Origin of the sequence: Bartonella sp. AA9NXGY, from assembly GCF_042196845.1 — a bacterium.
GTDB lineage: Bacteria > Pseudomonadota > Alphaproteobacteria > Rhizobiales > Rhizobiaceae > Bartonella.
Genome location: NZ_JBHIRB010000007.1, coordinates 74,598 through 91,094, shown reverse-complemented (window position 1 = coordinate 91,094; position 16,497 = coordinate 74,598). Strand labels below are relative to the sequence as shown.

Below are 16,497 nucleotides of genomic sequence, written 5' to 3'. Positions count from 1 at the left end.
ACCAATATGACTGATTTAACAACTCTCACAATTGCGCAAGCTCGTGATGCTCTAACAAAGAAAAATCTCAAAGCAACAGAATTAACGGAAGCTTATTTACAAGCAATAGAGTTGGCGAATCCAACTTTGAATGCTTATGTAACAATAACAGCAGAACAGGCAATGAAAATGGCTGCTGAATCAGACAGTCGCTTAGCGAAAGGGCAGGGAGGGCTTTTAGAAGGAATTCCCTTGGGGATTAAAGATCTTTTTGCAACCTATGGTGTTCATACTCAAGCCTGTTCAAATATCCTTGATGGTTTTAAACCGCACTATGAATCAACTGTCACGGCTAATTTATGGCAAGATGGTGCTGTGATGTTAGGAAAACTTAATATGGATGAGTTTGCTATGGGCTCATCCAACGAAACATCATATTATGGTCCCGTTATTAGTCCATGGAGAAAAAAAGGCTCAAATGAAAAACTCGTACCCGGTGGTTCTTCGGGAGGATCCGCAGCCGCTGTTGCTGCACAAATTTGTGCTGGTGCAACTGCAACCGATACAGGTGGCTCAATACGTCAACCAGCAGCTTTTACTGGAACTGTGGGAATAAAGCCAACTTATGGACGTTGTTCGCGATGGGGCGTTGTCGCGTTTGCTTCATCTCTTGATCAAGCTGGACCTGTTGCTAGAGATGTTCGTGATTGTGCTATCTTACTCAGATCAATGGCCTCTTTTGATGAAAAAGATTCTACTTCCGTCAATTTACCAGTTCCTGATTATGAAAGTTATCTTGGTCAATCAATCAAAGGAATGAAAATCGGTATTCCAAAAGAATATCATGTGGATGGAATGTCTCCAGAAATTATTGAGCTTTGGCAAAAAGGAATAAATTGGTTAAAAGAAGCAGGTGCTGAGATTAAAGATATTTCTTTGCCCCATACAAAATATGCTCTACCTTCTTATTACATTATAGCTCCTGCAGAAGCCTCTTCTAATTTAGCGCGTTATGATGGTGTGCGTTTTGGTTTGCGCATGCCTGGGAAAGACATCATTGAGATGTATGAAAATACGCGTTCTGTTGGTTTTGGTGATGAAGTCAAACGGCGCATTCTGGTTGGGACTTATGTTCTTTCATCAGGTTATTATGATGCCTGTTATTTAAGAGCTCAAAAAGTAAGAACACTCGTAAAACGTGATTTTGATCAATGTTTTGCTTCAGGCATTGATGCTATTTTGACACCAGCAACACCAACATCTGCTTTTGGTATTGCTGATGAAAAAATAAAAAATGATGCTGTAGCAATGTATCTTAATGATATTTTTACTGTACCAGTTAATATGGCTGGATTACCAGGAATTTCTGTTCCTGCTGGTCTGTCATCAAATGGTTTACCTCTAGGATTGCAATTGATTGGTAAACCTTTTTCTGAAGAAGTCATTTTTCAGATAGCGCACATTATTGAACAAGAAGCAGGAATATTCAGTGCAGAAAAATGGTGGATGTAATAGTCAAAATTCACAAAGGAGCATTTCTCATCCTTAATGAGAAATGCTCTTTTAAATGGTGGAGGGAATGAGCTCTATTTCCTTAATTCGTAGTCTTACCCACCAAGATAGGCTTCTTTAACACGCGAATCAGAGAGCATAGTTTTTCCTTCACCGTGAAATAAAATATGTCCTACCTCTAAAATATAAGCATAGTCAGCTATGGAAAGTGCAGCAAATGCATTTTGTTCAATAAGAAGAACAGTTTTCCCCATATCATTAATTTTTCGAATAATCGAAAAAATTTCTCGAACGAGAAGTGGTGCTAACCCCAACGAGGGTTCATCTAATATGACCATATCAGGATTGCTCATGAGTGCACGGCCCACAGCAACCATCTGTTGTTCACCACCTGACATTGTTCCTCCCAACTGTTTTGCTCTTTCACGTAGGCGCGGAAAAAGGTCAAATATCCATTCAATATCACGGGAAATTCCCTGCTTATCGTGACGAATATAAGCGCCTAGATGAAGATTCTCTAAAACAGTGAGATGGGGCATGATACGTCGTCCTTCAGGGCTTAAAGCAATCCCTAATCGCAAAATCTCTTCTGGTGATTTTTTAATAATAGATTTGCCATTATAGGTAATTTCTCCATAAACAGAGCGATTAAGCCCTGTAATAGAACGTACAATACTGCTTTTTCCTGCACCATTGGCTCCAATTAAAGTGACAATACTGCCCCGCTTTATGGACATAGAAAGATTTTGGACAGCTTTAATGGCGCCATAATGAACGTAAAGATTTTTTATTTTAAGAATATCCATAAACATCTCCGCCAAGATAAGCTTCAATAACTTTAGGGTTATTACGAATTTCATCTGGTGTACCACTGGCAATGCAACAGCCATATTCCATAACCAAAATATGTTGGCAAAGCCCCATAACCACTTTCATATCGTGCTCAATAAGAAGAATTGTAAGATCAAAGTCTTTTTGCACTTTTGCTATGAATTTTCTAAGATCTTCACTTTCTTGTGGATTCATGCCAGCAACAGGTTCATCAAGAAGAAGCAATTTGGGCTTTGTGGCTAACGCACGTGCAATTTCTAGACGTCGTTGCACACCATAAGGTAAAGCTGTTGCCGATTGATTGGCAAGATGATCAAGTTGTAGCTGTTCAAGGAGCTCCAAGGAATTTTTATAAACTTCCTTCTTTTCTTTTATTGCTTTTGAAAAAAAGAGAGCTGAAGAAAACCAAGGATATTTTTGTCGAACATGCGCTCCTACCATAACATTCTGCAAAACCGTTAACCCTGAGAAAAGACGAATATTTTGAAATGTTCTGGCAATATGGCTTCTACAGATAATATAAGGAGACGCTCCAGAAATTTTTTTCTCATCAAAAAGAATGATGCCGCTTGTAGGAGCATAAAATCCAGAAATCATATTGAAAACTGTTGTTTTTCCAGCACCATTGGGACCAATTAATCCAGTAATACTTCCTCGTTTAATTGCCATATTAACATTATTTACAGCAACTAATCCGCCAAAACGCATTACAATATTATTGAGTGAAAGGATATTGTCGTTCATAGCTTTCCCTCAGTATTAGAAAGCTTTTTGCGTGTCAAAAAGCTATAAATTCCATTCCATGAAAATTCTCGTTGTCCCATTAACCCTTTTCTCCAAAACAAGATAATTACCAGCAATAAAAGAGAAAAAACAACCATACGAAGCCCTGGGGTTTCTGGAATATGTATAAAACCTAAGTCAAATGGACTTTCAATGATACGAAGCCATTCAAGCATGACTGTAATAATAATGCTGCCAATAATGCTCCCTGTAATTGAACCGAGACCACCAGCAACAACAATCATTAAAATATTAAAAGTCAGAAGAAAATTAAACATTTTTGGATCAATGGTTGAAATAAGAGCCGCCATTAATGCGCCACCTATACCTGCAAAAAATGCTCCAACAGTAAAGGAAAAACTACGGTAGAAAAAAGCATTAATTCCCATAGTTTTCGCAGCTATTTCATCATCACGGATAGCACGTAATACGTTACCAGTATTGCTTTGCAGTAAGAGGACAATAAAGAGAACTGTAAATGCTAGCCAACCATAGTTCCACCATAATGTTGCATTTTGAGGTATTCCTTTGATTCCCAAAGAGCCATTTGTGAGCGATGTTGCGTTCGTAATGACAATGCGAATAATTTCCGCAAAACCTAATGTTGCAATTCCAAGATAATCGCCACCAAGACGCAATATTGGTAAAGCAATTAATAAACCTACAACAGCAGCACACAAACCACTTACGACAACAGCGATAAAAAAAGGTAACTGCAAATGATATAATGGTTCAGCAATAGGATCAAGAATCCACATCATTTCTTTTTGTTCAGGGGAAAGAAGTAAAATTGCGCAAACATAAGCACCAATAGCCATAAATCCAGCATGTCCAAGAGAAAACATACCTGTGAAACCGTAAATCAAATTAAGCGAAATTGCCAATATCGCATTAATAGCAATCAGATTGATGATACGAAGCGTATAGTCATTAAAATGGCTATCAGCATAAAATAAAAAACCTATGAGAACTAAAACACTTATACACGATAAAACAGTTGTCGCTGACTTTGCCATTAGATTTTCTCCTGATTTCTTTTACCCATTAATCCTGTGGGCAATATCAATAGAATCAGAATCAATAAAATGAAAGCGAAGGCATCTCGATATCCAGATAGCGCGGGGAAAAATGCGATAATCATAATTTCAATAAACCCTAATAACAATCCTCCCAACATTGCTCCTGGTATCGAACCAATACCTCCGATAACAGCAGCAATAAATGCTTTGAGACCAGGAAGAACACCCATATAAGGCTGAATTTGAGGATAACGTAAAGACCACATAATGCCTGCTATGGCGGCAAGAGCTGAGCCTATTCCAAATGTAAACGCAATAACTTTATTGACAGACACACCCATCAAACGTGTTGTTTCAATATCATGGGAGATTGCGCGCATAGCAAGACCCGGTTTTGTTTTATGGATAATCCATAATAGTAATAAAATAAGAATTAATGACACAAAGGGAACGATCAGAGACATGGGAGCAATTCTGATGATACCATCTGCTCCTGATCCTAGATGCCATAAAAATGGTGTTACAAGAAAGTCTGGCTGTTGTACACCTTTCGGAACACCACTAAAGAGTACAGTAGCAAGATTTTCAATAAAAAAAGAAACACCAATTGCACCGATAAGTGCCGAAATACGCGGAGCATGGCGTAGAGGTTTATAAGCAAATTGATCAACAGCAACACCCACAGCACTTGTAATAAAAATGGAAAAACAAAGAGCTAAAACCCAAATCGGTGTAAAGTCTTGCGGGGAAATTTTAAAATAATAAACAAATCCTAGCGCAAGAATTAAAAAAGCAGCAATCCAATAAATTGGAGGACGCCTTTTAAAGCCTATAAAGACCGAATAATAAACAAGAGCAGCAAGGAACAAAAGAAGAAAAGCTGCCCAAGCAGGCATAAAGCCAATTGTGGAAAAGAAAACAAAATATGCTCCCAGCATAAAGATATCACCGTGAGCAAAATTAATGAGTCTCAGTATACCGTAGACCATGGTGTAGCCAATAGCAATAAGCCCATAAAGAGATCCCAATGCCAGTGCATTAAAAAAGTACTGGATGAACATTTCAGTGCTCATCTCTCATCCTTCCACATTTGTTAATTTACATAGGACAATAAGAAATTTCTAAGTTTTTGGTTGAGAAAAAGATCCTCAACCAATTCTTGCATTTTAATAAGCACAACTTTTTAATTAAAAAGCAGGTTTAACTTCTTCTAAATAAACACGTTTTCCATCCTGTATTTTAATGATACCAATAGGAATTTTAGGATTATGATTTTCATCCATTGACATATCCCCAAAGGGGGTAGGAAAATCTTTTAATTGGCTAAGTGCGATAGTAATTTTTTCACGATCAGTGCTACCAGCATTTTCAATAGCCTTCATGAACATCATATAACTCGTGTATCCCAAAACAGAATTGATATTTGGCTCTTTGTCTGGGTAAGCTTTTTTCCATTCTTTTGTGAATTCTTGCGCAGCTACTGACATATTTGGCATATCCTCACTATAGGGAAGTGTCGTATGTAAGAAACCTTCTGCAGCTTTTCCTGCAATCGTAATGGTTTCTGGATTATCCATAGCATCTCCACCCATAATTTGAAATTTAGCCCCTAATTCTCGTGCTTGTTTCATGATGATAGCACCTTCAGAAAAGTAAGATGGAATGAATAAGATATCAGGTTTCTGGGCGATAATTTGCGTGAGAACAGCTGAAAAGTCCTGATCTCCAGAATTATAATTTAAATTTGAGATAACTTCACCACCTAATTTTTTGAAAGCACGCGTAAAATAACTTGCAAGACCAATAGCATAATCGCTTGAAATATCTTTAAGGATAGCAGCCTTTTTTGCGTGTAAAGTTTGGCTTACATAAGTTGCGATTCCTACTCCTTGATAGGAATCAATAAAGCAAGCACGAAAGTAATATTTTTTACCCTGTGTAACAAGGGGACTTGTTGAGGACGTTGCAATGGTTGGAGTCTTTGCCTTTTCAGATATTTCACCACCTGCTAACGAGAGCGAAGAACCATAGCTACCAATGATTCCACTCACTTTTTCACTTGCTGTTAAACGCATAACAGCATTAGCCGCTTCTACTTTATCAGACTTATTATCAATAATAACAAGTTCTACTTTACGTCCTAAAATTTCTGGAACTTTTTTATGGGCTAATTCTATACCTCTAATTTCAAGCTGACCTCCAAATGCATTTTGACCACTTAATGGAAGATAAACACCAATCTTAATAGGTTCACTCGCATAAACATTTGCTGTAAATGCCATAAATGCTGCGATTATCGTAAGGATTTTCTTCAATTGCATTGCGCATTTTCCTTAATTGAATTGTCGTTTTTTCACCTTATATTGAACTTCTTCATCATGCAAGTTACACATTAATCAAAATATCATTATGTAAAAAAACTTTTATATGATCTCTTTTGTAGGGCACTTCTTGTAAGGTATGTAAAGTGTACAATCAAATAGTTTTATAAATATTCACGTTGATATTCTCTGACATTAACATAGAAGATACGACAATGTGGGGAAATCTTATCTTGGGGCTTGCGTGTTGATACAAGAGCAATGTTTACTTAAACCTAGAGAATCAATATCGTACAATTTATAAGCTACAGGATCACGTTATTATGACGAGTAAGGATGCATTAAAGGATTGTTCCCCATCTGAGGATAGTATAGGTGCTTGTGGGGAGATTATCGAAATCAGTGGTGTCATTAAGTGGTTTGATGGTAGTAAGGGGTATGGATTTATTGTACCTGATTTACCTCATTTTCCAGATATATTATTGCATGTTACGGTAATGCGAAGGGATGGTTTTCAAACAGCTTTAGAGGGAGCTAAAGTCATTTGTGCTGTGGAAAAAACTGAACGAGGGTTAAAGTGCGTTCAGGTGAAATCCATAGATTGTTCTTCAGCAATTCATCCATCAGAAGTTCCTGCCCGTACCCATGTTGTTGTTACTCCAGAAAGTGGACTAGAACGAGCAATTGTTAAATGGTTTAATCGTGACAAAGGATACGGTTTTCTTAGCCGAGGGCAAGGAACAGAAGATATTTTTATTCATATGGAAACATTGCGCCGTTTTGGTTTAGCAGAGCTTCGTTCCGGCCAAGTTGTTCTTGTACGTTTTGGTAAAGGAGAAAAAGGTTTAATGACAGCAGAGATTTATCCGGACATAGGCATTCCTTTAGCTACGCATTGAATTTCACGAGTGAAATCAGTGTGTTTTCTATATTTTTAAAGATGGTTATTCCGTAAATTGCTATAGAGGTAGATTTTTAAAGAAAATATGGCTCTCGTTAATCCATAAACCAAATGAAGAAAATTTCGCATATTACGTTGAAAAAACTAGAAAATAACAAGGAAGCAATCCTCCTTTTTTTTTGACTTTTAAACTCTGGTACTTTTTATTTTAGAAACAAAATTTAAAATTTTTCTGTGGTGGAGACAAGAATGTTAAAGCCTTTTAAAAAGGGGTATATTGTTTTATTGGTGATGCTTTTTATGTTAGATATGCCTGTTGTTGTAGCAAAGGAGCCCATAGAGATTCCTGTGCATCCGATTCCTTTAGAAATACATACAAAGCAAGGTCCGGTTTTTTATAAGGTAGAGATTGCTTTTACGCCATCTCAAGCAGCAGCTGGTTTAATGTATCGAACTGATTTTCCACGCGATCGTGCAATGCTTTTTAAGCAGCTAAAAAGTTCTCGATCCGGAGATGAGCAGAAAATTTTTATGTGGATGGCAAATACGCCTTTACCTTTAGATATGATTTTCTTAAACTCTGAGGGAATTATTGTATCGATTATTGAAAATACTTCGCCACTTTCAACAAATACCATTTCATCAGAAGTTCCTGCAGCTTTTGCACTTGAAATTAACGCTGGTGAAGTTTCTAAAAAAAAGATCCAAAAAGGACAACGTGTTATTCATCCTGTACTTTGTGGAAAGTGCAATAAAAAATGACCGCTGAAGATATTCGTTTTTTTGAATATAATGGTTTGCGATTTGCTTATCGAGAAGAAGGGCAGGGCGCGCCTATTTTGTTGATCCATGGTTTTGGATCTTCTGCACGGGTGAATTGGTATGCAACGGGTTGGTTTCGTATTCTCACTGAAGCAGGATATCGTGTTATTGCTCTTGATAATCGCGGTCACGGAGATTCAGTTAAAAGTTATGATCCTATCTTTTATACACCTCAAGCTATGGCTGGCGACGCAGTAAAGTTACTGCAGCATTTAGAGTTATCTAAAGCCCATGTTATGGGATATTCTATGGGGGCTCGTATTAGTGCTTTCATGGCTCTTTTGCATCCAACATATGTACACAGTGTTATTTTTGGTGGTTTAGGTATTGGTATGGTGACGGGAGCAGGAAATTGGGAGCCTGTTGCTGAGGCCCTTTTAGCAGAAGATATTTCCACTATTACCAATACGCGCGGTTTAATGTTCCGTAAATTTGCAGATCAAACGAAAAGCGATAGGCGTGCTCTTGCTGCTTGTATCATTACATCAAAACAGGAGTTAACGGCGTCTGAAGTTTACAAAATCAAACAACCAGCACTTGTTGCCGTTGGTTCATTAGATGAAATTGGCGGTGATGCAGAGCCATTGGCAGCCTTGTTGCCTTGTGGTGAAGCTTTATCAATTCCTGATCGAGATCATATGCTTGCTGTAGGCGATAAAGTTTATAAAAAAGGCGTTATCGATTTTCTTTCTCGTTATCCTATAAAATAAGAACTCTTCATAGCTTTTAGAATTTACAGAAATACCCAATATTTTTATTTCGTATAAATTGAAAAAAGCTTATTAAAAAATCTTTCTGTTGTGACGTAAGTTTTTATAAAAAATGAAAAGAAAAATAAACTCTTATTAGCTTATTTTGTATATTTTTCAGAGACGTAATTCTTCTAAGATTAGATAATTATACTTTAAAGGTTATTAAAAAGAATTATTTTCGAATGATGTAATAAATATTTTTTGCTAAAAAATGTAGTTTTAAATAAAAAATATTTTTATTTATATTTTTTATAAAATAAACAAAATTATAAATTATTGATCAATTTATTCTTACGAATATGCATTTTAAATACAGATGCTAAAATTGGAGATAAAGTAAAATTATTAAAAATATACAGTTTTTTTTTTGCCATTTTTTAATCTATACGGGTATATTTAATAATGATAGACTCCTTTTGTAAACGTTCTTTATGAATGTATAAAGAACGTTGTGAATATATGTAATATTAAGTAAATATTCAGATTATGCTTTTTTACTGACTTTACAGAATCATAAGAGTGTCTTATTTGCACGACACGCAATTATTTTAATCGTTTCAAAAAAACAGGAGAGCATAGTGAATGCTGATGAAATAAAAAAACTTGATAATTATTTTAGAAATATATTCCAAAACTCAGCATTGCAAGTCAGAGCACGTCCTAAAAAGAGTGATTCTTGTGAGGTTTATATGGGAGATGAGTTTTTAGGCATTATCTATCGAGATGAAGATGAAGATGAGCTCTCCTATAATTTCTCAATGGCTATATTAGATATTGATTTAGAAAATTGATTCGTTATTCATAGTTGAATGAAGTCTTTTTTATCCCATAAGATTTATATAAGTTTTAACGCTTTAAAACTCGTATGGTTATTTCGTGCAATAATAAGATGGTCATGGATAATAATGCCTAATGCATTTGCTGCATCTTTTAATCTATATGTCATTGTTATATCTGCATTAGAGGGGGTGGAATCGCCAGAAGGGTGATTGTGGACTAAGATAAGTCCTGATGCGGATAACTCTAAAGCTCGAGAAATAACTTCACGAGGATAAACAGGGGTATGATCAATGGTTCCAGTTTGTTGCACCTCATCAGCAAGTAAGCCGTTTTTCTTATCAAGAAACAAAATACGAAACTGTTCACGTGTTTCGTGAGCCATAACAGCTTTACAATACGCTAACACTTTATCCCATGATGAAAAAATATCGCGCTTAAACAATTGCGCACGAGCAAGACGTCCAGCAACATCTGAAATAATTTTTAAATCAACTGCAGTGGCGGGACCACATCCTGGAATTTCTTGAAGTCGGTGAATATCCGCTCCCAACACATCAGCTAATGAACCAAAACGCGCTATCAAATTTTTAGCTATGGGTTTTGTGTTTGCACGGGGTATTGTGCGAAAAAGCAATAATTCAAGATATTCATAATCTTCAATTGCATTTCCTTTTGACTTTAAATAGCGCTTCCGAAGACGTTCACGATGGCCTTGATAATGTTTATGAAGCTGTGCGTTTTTCTGAGGCTCTTCACTTTTTCTTTCTGATACTGGGGTGAGTGGAGAACTCGATGTTAATGCAAAGTGATTACTTTGAGTATCTTCCTTTTGTTTTAATTTTTTAGCCATAACATCTCTACATTGCGTTAGGTATGGGAATTTGGAATATAAAAAATATTTTTAGGAGATTGTGTAAATATTTCATACCCTTCATTTGTAACACCAATTGTATGTTCATATTGTGCTGTCAGAGAGCGGTCACGGGTAACAGCAGTCCAACCGTCAGATAAAATCTTAACTTGTGGTTTACCAAGGTTAATCATAGGCTCAATTGTAAACATCATACCTTGTTTTAATTCAACTCCTTCTCCAGGATTTCCATAATGGAGAATATTGGGAGCATCATGAAAAAGCTGGCCGATACCATGTCCGCAAAAATCTCTCACAATTGAACAGCGTTCAGATTCTGCATACTGTTGAATGGCTGCCCCAATATCACCTGTCGTTGCTCCAGGCTTAACGACAGCGATTCCTTGCATAAGACTTTCATAGGTTATTTTTAGCAAGCGTTCTGCGGCACGCCTAATTTTTCCAACAGGATACATTCGGCTTGAATCCCCATGCCAACCATCAAGGATAAAGGTTACATCAACATTTACAATATCACCTTCTTGCAAAGGTCTTTTATTGGGAATGCCATGGCAGACAACGTGATTGATAGATGTACAGCATGAATGGCTGTATCCATGATAATTTAGATCAGCAGGAAGTGCTCCTCGCTTAGCTCCAAAAATAAATACAAAATCATCTATTTCTTGCGTAGTAACGCCCGGCTTAATAATATCTGTAAGCGCATCAAGGCATTCTGCAGCAATACGACCAACTTCACGCATTTTAGCAAAAGCATAATCATCGAAAATGCGGATTTTTCCATTAAATTTTAAAGGGATTTTATTATATTCGATATACTCAGTCATTGTTTCTTCTATTTTCTATTTTTACTCTCTGAATCGGAAAAATGCCTTCTACACTTACATGACACTTTACAGCATAACATTCTACTCCTGATTTTAATGCTAAATCAAACTTACGTCCATAGAGTGGATCAAGATCATGACAAATTGTAAAAGCTGAGCAATCTTCTCGTTGAATAATATAAAGCATAGCAGCTCGTTTTCCTTGTTGTACAACTCCTATGAGCTCATCAAGGTGACGTGCACCACGTTTTGTTTCGCTATCAGGAAATTCTGCTAATCCTTTCTGACGAATAAAATGAACATTTTTGACTTCTAGGTAACAATCAGGAAGAATGTCATCACGTAAAAGAAAGTCAATTCGTGATTGTGTCCCATAGCGTTGTTCTTTTAAAATTGTTTTATATCCATTTAATTCTGGTAGTAATCCGTTTTGAATTGCTTCTAACGCAAGTTTATTGGGTAAAGAAGTATTAATACCAACCAAAGTATTATCGGCTTCAATAATTTCTAATTGATAGGCATATTTTCGTTTGATGTTGTTATGATAAGAAAGCCAAATATTGGTGTTGAAAGCTGTTAATCCAAGCATTGATCCTGTATTAGGTACAGACACGGTGAGGACATGCTGATCATCTTGTTGAACATCCGCAAGGAAACGTTTATAACGACGGATAAGCTTTGCAGGAAAAAGTTTGGGAATAAAGTGCATATCCCTTTTTTAGGATTTATGATTTCATAATTCAACTGAGATTATGATTTATAGGGGCTGTTCCCTATTAAAAAAGATAAAATTGATGTAAAAAACGCTACGATATCTTATATAAATTGTTATAAATTCCATCGTTCACTTTAATGGCTTTTAAAATTTATTATTAGGTTTAGAAACTATTATCTTTGAATGAAAAGATAGATTATCTATAAGTTATTATTAAACAGCATTAGAGTATTGTGAAAAAGGTTTCGTAAAAATAGTGGAGAGGGAGATAGTTTAAGTGAAACTAGGTAAGATTGATGGCAGGAACGAATAAGAATCGTGAAAATTTAACAAATGGTCCCATTATTATTTTAGTTGAACCGCAGCTTCCTGAAAACATTGGTATGGTCGCAAGGGCAATGGCAAATTTTGGGCTTTCTAAGCTTCGATTAGTCAATCCTCGAGAAATGTTTCCAAATGAAAAAGCTAGAGCTGCTGCAAGTAAAGCTGATCATGTCATTAACAACGCTGTGATTTTTAACACATTGCGTGATTCAATTGCAGATTTACACTATGTTTTTGCCACAACAGCACGTGAAAGATGTGGATTTAAAACTGTAAAAAGTGCTGTCGAAGCAGCAAGCGTATTACGTCAGCGTGAAAGTATCGGACATAAGACCGGGATTGTCTTTGGAAGAGAGAGATGGGGACTAGAAAATGATGAAATCAGCCTTGTTGATGAAATTATTACTTTTCCAGTTAATCCTGCTTTTGCGTCACTTAATATTGCGCAAGCGGTTCTTTTAATGTCTTACGAATGGATGAAAACTGGTTTAGAGAATGTCAGCGATACGGCATTTCGTGCCGCGGAGATGGAACCTGCAAATAAAATAATATTCCATGGTTTTTTATCTCAATTAGAAGAGGCTTTGAATATCCGTGGGTATTTTAGACCCCCAGAACGCAAAGAAGTGATGCTTGCAAATTTGCGCTCTGTTTTTACGCGCGCTAACTTTAGTGAACCTGAGGTTCGTTTATTGCGAGGCATTATATCTTCTTTGGATCATTTTTCGCCACAATATCCACGGGGGAGTAGAGCACCGGAAGAGCGTGATCGTAAAAAAATTAAAAATAAGTGTGAAAACTAATGGATGAACGACCTGTTCTTTTTTTTGATAGCGGTATTGGTGGTTTAACAGTGTTCAGGGAAGCGCGTATTCTTATCCCCGACATGCAATTTATCTATGTTGCTGATGATGCAGGATTTCCTTATGGAAATTGGAAAGAAAATATTTTGAAAGAGCGTATTTTGAAGATTTTTACAAATCTTTTAACACGTTACAATCCAGCTTTATGTGTGATTGCTTGCAACACTGTTTCTACACTGATGATAGCAGATTTACGACAGAATTTTCCTCATGTCCCTTTTGTAGGAACGGTTCCTGCAATTAAATCAGCTGCTGAACAAACAAAATCTGGTTTTATTTCCGTATTAGCGACTCCTGGAACAGTTAAACGTGCTTATACAAATGAATTAATTAACTCTTTTGCTGGACAGTGTCATGTTCAGCTTGTGGGAAGTAAAAAGCTGGCTGGACTTGCTGAAGATTATTTACGGGGAAAATCTATCGATTCAGAAGAGTTAAGAAAAGAAATCTTGCCATGTTTTGTGGAAAAAAATGGACAATATACGGATGTTATTGTTTTAGCCTGCACACATTATCCTTTTTTGATTAATTTCTTTCGTGAACATGCTTTATGGTCCGTTGAGTGGATTGATCCGGCGAAAGCGATCGCCAAACATATCAGATCTTTATTACCATTGTCGGGAAAGATACACCATCAATATATAAAGAAATATCAAGATTTTGCGTTGTTGACATCAAAAAATATCACTTCTTTAACGGAGAATTTGTTTAAAGGATTTGGCTTAAAACTCATGAAAGGAGTTGACTTTGGGTTACGAGACCAATAATGATGATCTAGCTATTTTTTCAAGAAAATAGCATTAATTGACGTGTCCCGTGGATAACTTTGCATATTGATATGTTAAGGTATTCTGTCAGTCTTTAGTATTTAAAGGCAGAGGAGGGCGCGTTTCCTTGGGGTCTTAAGATCTCGTGTTTTATTTTATAAGGAAATGCGATGAGTAAACGCGAAACAACAAAGTATAAAATTGACCGTCGTATGGGAGAAAATATTTGGGGGCGTCCAAAATCTCCTGTCAATCGTCGTGATTATGGTCCAGGTCAGCATGGACAGCGTCGTAAAGGAAAACTTTCTGACTATGGGGTGCAGTTGCGCGCTAAACAGAAATTGAAAGGGTTTTATGGAGATATTTCAGAAAAACAATTTCATAAAACCTATGAAGAAGCTGCTCGTCGACGGGGCGATACTGGCGAAAATCTTATCGGTCTGTTAGAATCACGTTTGGATGCTGTTGTTTATCGTGCAAAATTCGTACCTACGATTTTTGCTTCTCGCCAATTTATCAATCACGGTCATGTTAATGTCAATGGGCGGCGCACAAACATTCAATCTTATCGTTGTAAACCAGGTGATGTTATTGAGGTTCGGGAAAAATCAAAACAACTTGTTTTAGTTTTAGAATCTGTACAATTGGCAGAACGTGATGTCCCCGATTATATTGAAGCAGATCATAAACAGATGAAAGCAACCTTTACACGTATTCCTGCTTTTGCAGATGTTCCTTATGCTGTGCAAATGGAACCTAATTTGGTTGTTGAATTTTATTCTCGATAATTTTTTTATGAGAAAAATTATTTCTCTCTTCATATGGTTATAACTTAAAATATTGTGTTTTTTATAATCTTTGGAGTTAACAAGTATTTTTTGTGAATGGTTCTATATTAAGTTTATTGCTATGTTTTATAGCGATAAACTTATATAGTTCCATTTCTTTTTTATGTATCTAATTTTTATAAATTCAAAAAACATAACTGTAAGTTTACTTTATATTTGTTTCTGTCTTTGCAAAACGAGCTATTACTTGTGCAGGATATGGTATTATGAATGATGTTTCAGTTGAATATCAGACAATAGAGGAAAACAAAGAGAGAGATGATCTTTTGGAAAGAGAAGGAGATGATTGTCATCCAATATTTCGGGTTGCTCCTTCAAGCGTAGAATTTAATAAATTGCGCAAACGGCTTTTGCGTCATATGCGGCAGGCTTTGGATGATTTTTCTATGCTCTCTACGGGGAAAAAATGGCTTGTCGCTTTATCGGGCGGAAAAGACTCTTATGGTTTATTAGCGCTTCTTTTAGACTTAAAGTGGCGAGGTCTTTTATCCGTTGAAATTCTAGCCTGTAATCTTGATCAAGGGCAACCAGGATTTCCTAAGCATATTCTTCCAGACTTTTTAAGTTCTTATAAAATTCCATATCGTATTGAATATCAGGATACTTATTCCATTGTTACAGATAAATTAGCAGAGTCGCAGACATATTGTTCACTTTGTTCTCGATTGCGACGTGGTAATCTCTATCGTATTGCACGTGAAGAGGGATGTTCTGCATTAGTTTTAGGTCATCATCGTGATGATGTTTTAGAAACATTTTTTATGAATTTGTTTCACGGTGGCCGATTAGCTGCCATGCCTGGAAAACTTAAAAATGATGAAGGAGATCTTTTTGTATTACGTCCTCTTGTTTATGCTGCTGAGGAAGATATGGAAAAATTTTCTCAAGAAATGCAATTTCCAATTATTCCTTGTAATCTTTGCGGTAGTCAAGATGGATTACAACGTAATGCAATGAAAGAAATGCTGAAAAATATAGAAAGACAAATGCCAGGACGTAAAGATACGATGATTCGCGCTTTAACAAATGTACGCCCAAGTCATTTGCTTGATAAGAAATTCTTTGATTTTAAAACGTGTTAATAAAAATTAGATATTTTAAAAATAAGTTTAAAGAGTTTAAGATAAGAGACTTATTTATAATGATAATTTATTTTTTTCATTTAAATATCGTCAGATTGTTTTGTTTCAAATTCTCTTATATTGCTTCCATAAAAAATATCCGTTTGCATATCACAAAGGAAATTCTTGTGTGCATAAAACACTCTTGAAAAAAGTTTCCTTTCACTAACCAATGACTGTCGCAATATCAAAAATAGGAAAATAGTACGATTGTCGATTTGCTCTTTTGTTAATTAAAAATGGTGTACCTTGTGGATTTTATTTTATTCTGTTGCGCCGCCGTCACCGTCATTTAAGGCATTAAATTAAGAGAATATATAACTGCTTGGTATTTTGGGAGTGTATAGCAAACACTCAGAGTAAGGATTGCTCGTAAATTCTCATGAAGTGAGTTACATGATCGGTTCTTGTTATGAAAAATCGCTTTTTTATAAACCAATGCTGATAGAAATCTTCATCAT

16 protein-coding genes and 1 pseudogene are annotated in these 16,497 nt (G+C 36.1%); 9 read left to right on the top strand and 8 right to left on the bottom strand.

The window, feature by feature from the left end:
- Positions 1 to 6: 6 nt before the first annotated feature.
- A complete protein-coding gene (gatA, locus tag ACFIM6_RS05115) occupies positions 7 to 1,491 on the top strand; it encodes an Asp-tRNA(Asn)/Glu-tRNA(Gln) amidotransferase subunit GatA (RefSeq protein WP_375611931.1) in 1,485 nt (494 codons plus the stop codon).
- 95 nt (positions 1,492 to 1,586) lie between these two features.
- Here gatA and ACFIM6_RS05110 read toward each other — a convergent pair whose 3' ends face one another.
- From ACFIM6_RS05110 to ACFIM6_RS05090, 5 genes are all read right to left on the bottom strand, one after another.
- Entirely contained in the window at positions 1,587 to 2,297 is a 711-nt protein-coding gene (locus tag ACFIM6_RS05110) for an ABC transporter ATP-binding protein (RefSeq protein WP_273791026.1), read from the bottom strand.
- A complete protein-coding gene (locus tag ACFIM6_RS05105) occupies positions 2,284 to 3,066 on the bottom strand; it encodes an ABC transporter ATP-binding protein (protein ID WP_375611930.1) in 783 nt (260 codons plus the stop codon). The genes ACFIM6_RS05110 and ACFIM6_RS05105 overlap by 14 nt, the downstream gene beginning before the upstream one ends.
- Complete coding sequence (locus tag ACFIM6_RS05100) at positions 3,063 to 4,121, bottom strand: branched-chain amino acid ABC transporter permease (RefSeq protein WP_375611929.1); 1,059 nt, start codon at positions 4,119 to 4,121, stop codon at positions 3,063 to 3,065. Before ACFIM6_RS05100 ends, ACFIM6_RS05105 begins: the two co-directional genes overlap by 4 nt.
- Positions 4,121 to 5,197, bottom strand: coding sequence for a branched-chain amino acid ABC transporter permease (locus ACFIM6_RS05095; RefSeq protein ID WP_375611928.1), 1,077 nt, complete (start codon positions 5,195 to 5,197; stop codon positions 4,121 to 4,123). Before ACFIM6_RS05095 ends, ACFIM6_RS05100 begins: the two co-directional genes overlap by 1 nt.
- Before the next feature lie 114 nt (positions 5,198 to 5,311).
- Positions 5,312 to 6,445: an ABC transporter substrate-binding protein gene (locus ACFIM6_RS05090; protein WP_273791030.1), complete on the bottom strand. Its 1,134-nt coding sequence runs from the start codon at positions 6,443 to 6,445 to the stop codon at positions 5,312 to 5,314.
- Between the two features lie 323 nt (positions 6,446 to 6,768).
- Between ACFIM6_RS05090 and ACFIM6_RS05085 the strand changes: the two genes are divergently transcribed.
- The 4 genes from ACFIM6_RS05085 (at position 6,769) to ACFIM6_RS05070 (ending at position 9,711) form a co-directional block, all read left to right on the top strand.
- Positions 6,769 to 7,344, top strand: a complete 576-nt coding sequence (locus ACFIM6_RS05085) for a cold-shock protein (protein WP_273791031.1) — start codon at positions 6,769 to 6,771, stop codon at positions 7,342 to 7,344.
- 251 nt (positions 7,345 to 7,595) lie between these two features.
- Positions 7,596 to 8,108: a DUF192 domain-containing protein gene (locus tag ACFIM6_RS05080; protein ID WP_375611927.1), complete on the top strand. Its 513-nt coding sequence runs from the start codon at positions 7,596 to 7,598 to the stop codon at positions 8,106 to 8,108.
- Positions 8,105 to 8,878: an alpha/beta fold hydrolase gene (locus ACFIM6_RS05075; RefSeq protein WP_375611926.1), complete on the top strand. Its 774-nt coding sequence runs from the start codon at positions 8,105 to 8,107 to the stop codon at positions 8,876 to 8,878. The genes ACFIM6_RS05080 and ACFIM6_RS05075 overlap by 4 nt, the downstream gene beginning before the upstream one ends.
- Positions 8,879 to 9,498: 620 nt before the next feature.
- The gene (locus ACFIM6_RS05070) at positions 9,499 to 9,711 is read left to right on the top strand and encodes a DUF3126 family protein (protein ID WP_375611925.1); all 213 of its coding nucleotides are present in this window, start codon (positions 9,499 to 9,501) and stop codon (positions 9,709 to 9,711) included.
- 44 nt (positions 9,712 to 9,755) lie between these two features.
- Here the strand turns inward: ACFIM6_RS05070 and radC are convergent, their stop codons facing one another.
- The 3 genes from radC to sfsA are packed head-to-tail and all read right to left on the bottom strand — an operon-like array spanning position 9,756 to position 12,107.
- On the bottom strand, positions 9,756 to 10,550 hold the full coding sequence (gene radC, locus ACFIM6_RS05065) for a DNA repair protein RadC (protein WP_375611924.1): 795 nt from the start codon (positions 10,548 to 10,550) through the stop codon (positions 9,756 to 9,758).
- Positions 10,551 to 10,567: 17 nt separating this feature from the next.
- Positions 10,568 to 11,398, bottom strand: a complete 831-nt coding sequence (map, locus tag ACFIM6_RS05060; RefSeq protein WP_375611923.1) for a type I methionyl aminopeptidase — start codon at positions 11,396 to 11,398, stop codon at positions 10,568 to 10,570.
- Positions 11,391 to 12,107 carry a DNA/RNA nuclease SfsA gene (sfsA, locus tag ACFIM6_RS05055; RefSeq protein WP_375611922.1) on the bottom strand — a complete coding sequence of 239 codons (717 nt, stop codon included), beginning with the start codon at positions 12,105 to 12,107 and terminating at the stop codon, positions 11,391 to 11,393. The genes map and sfsA overlap by 8 nt, the downstream gene beginning before the upstream one ends.
- Before the next feature lie 302 nt (positions 12,108 to 12,409).
- On the opposite strand from sfsA, the pseudogene ACFIM6_RS05050 reads away from it, so the two are divergent.
- The 4 genes and pseudogenes from ACFIM6_RS05050 to ttcA all read left to right on the top strand — a co-directional run bounded on the left by ACFIM6_RS05050 (position 12,410) and on the right by ttcA (position 15,997).
- Positions 12,410 to 13,247, top strand: a pseudogene (locus ACFIM6_RS05050) (RNA methyltransferase).
- Positions 13,240 to 14,067, top strand: coding sequence for a glutamate racemase (gene murI / locus ACFIM6_RS05045; RefSeq protein ID WP_375611921.1), 828 nt, complete (start codon positions 13,240 to 13,242; stop codon positions 14,065 to 14,067). Before ACFIM6_RS05050 ends, murI begins: the two are co-directional and overlap by 8 nt.
- A gap of 170 nt (positions 14,068 to 14,237) precedes the next feature.
- Positions 14,238 to 14,855 (top strand): 30S ribosomal protein S4, encoded by a 618-nt coding sequence (gene rpsD / locus ACFIM6_RS05040; RefSeq protein ID WP_273722651.1) that lies wholly within the window; start codon positions 14,238 to 14,240, stop codon positions 14,853 to 14,855.
- A 266-nt stretch (positions 14,856 to 15,121) separates the two neighbouring features.
- Positions 15,122 to 15,997: a tRNA 2-thiocytidine(32) synthetase TtcA gene (gene ttcA, locus ACFIM6_RS05035; RefSeq protein ID WP_375611920.1), complete on the top strand. Its 876-nt coding sequence runs from the start codon at positions 15,122 to 15,124 to the stop codon at positions 15,995 to 15,997.
- Positions 15,998 to 16,497: the final 500 nt, after the last annotated feature.

Coding starts and splice junctions, on each gene's coding strand:
- ACFIM6_RS05105 (WP_375611930.1), bottom strand. CDS start 3,066: ATGAACGACAATATCCTTTCACTCAATAATATTGTAATGCGTTTTGGC.
- map (WP_375611923.1), bottom strand. CDS start 11,398: ATGACTGAGTATATCGAATATAATAAAATCCCTTTAAAATTTAATGGA.
- ACFIM6_RS05095 (WP_375611928.1), bottom strand. CDS start 5,197: ATGAGCACTGAAATGTTCATCCAGTACTTTTTTAATGCACTGGCATTG.
- sfsA (WP_375611922.1), bottom strand. CDS start 12,107: ATGCACTTTATTCCCAAACTTTTTCCTGCAAAGCTTATCCGTCGTTAT.
- radC (WP_375611924.1), bottom strand. CDS start 10,550: ATGGCTAAAAAATTAAAACAAAAGGAAGATACTCAAAGTAATCACTTT.
- ACFIM6_RS05110 (WP_273791026.1), bottom strand. CDS start 2,297: ATGGATATTCTTAAAATAAAAAATCTTTACGTTCATTATGGCGCCATT.
- ACFIM6_RS05080 (WP_375611927.1), top strand. CDS start 7,596: ATGTTAAAGCCTTTTAAAAAGGGGTATATTGTTTTATTGGTGATGCTT.
- murI (WP_375611921.1), top strand. CDS start 13,240: ATGGATGAACGACCTGTTCTTTTTTTTGATAGCGGTATTGGTGGTTTA.
- ACFIM6_RS05090 (WP_273791030.1), bottom strand. CDS start 6,445: ATGCAATTGAAGAAAATCCTTACGATAATCGCAGCATTTATGGCATTT.
- ACFIM6_RS05075 (WP_375611926.1), top strand. CDS start 8,105: ATGACCGCTGAAGATATTCGTTTTTTTGAATATAATGGTTTGCGATTT.
- ACFIM6_RS05100 (WP_375611929.1), bottom strand. CDS start 4,121: ATGGCAAAGTCAGCGACAACTGTTTTATCGTGTATAAGTGTTTTAGTT.
- rpsD (WP_273722651.1), top strand. CDS start 14,238: ATGAGTAAACGCGAAACAACAAAGTATAAAATTGACCGTCGTATGGGA.
- gatA (WP_375611931.1), top strand. CDS start 7: ATGACTGATTTAACAACTCTCACAATTGCGCAAGCTCGTGATGCTCTA.
- ACFIM6_RS05085 (WP_273791031.1), top strand. CDS start 6,769: ATGACGAGTAAGGATGCATTAAAGGATTGTTCCCCATCTGAGGATAGT.
- ttcA (WP_375611920.1), top strand. CDS start 15,122: ATGAATGATGTTTCAGTTGAATATCAGACAATAGAGGAAAACAAAGAG.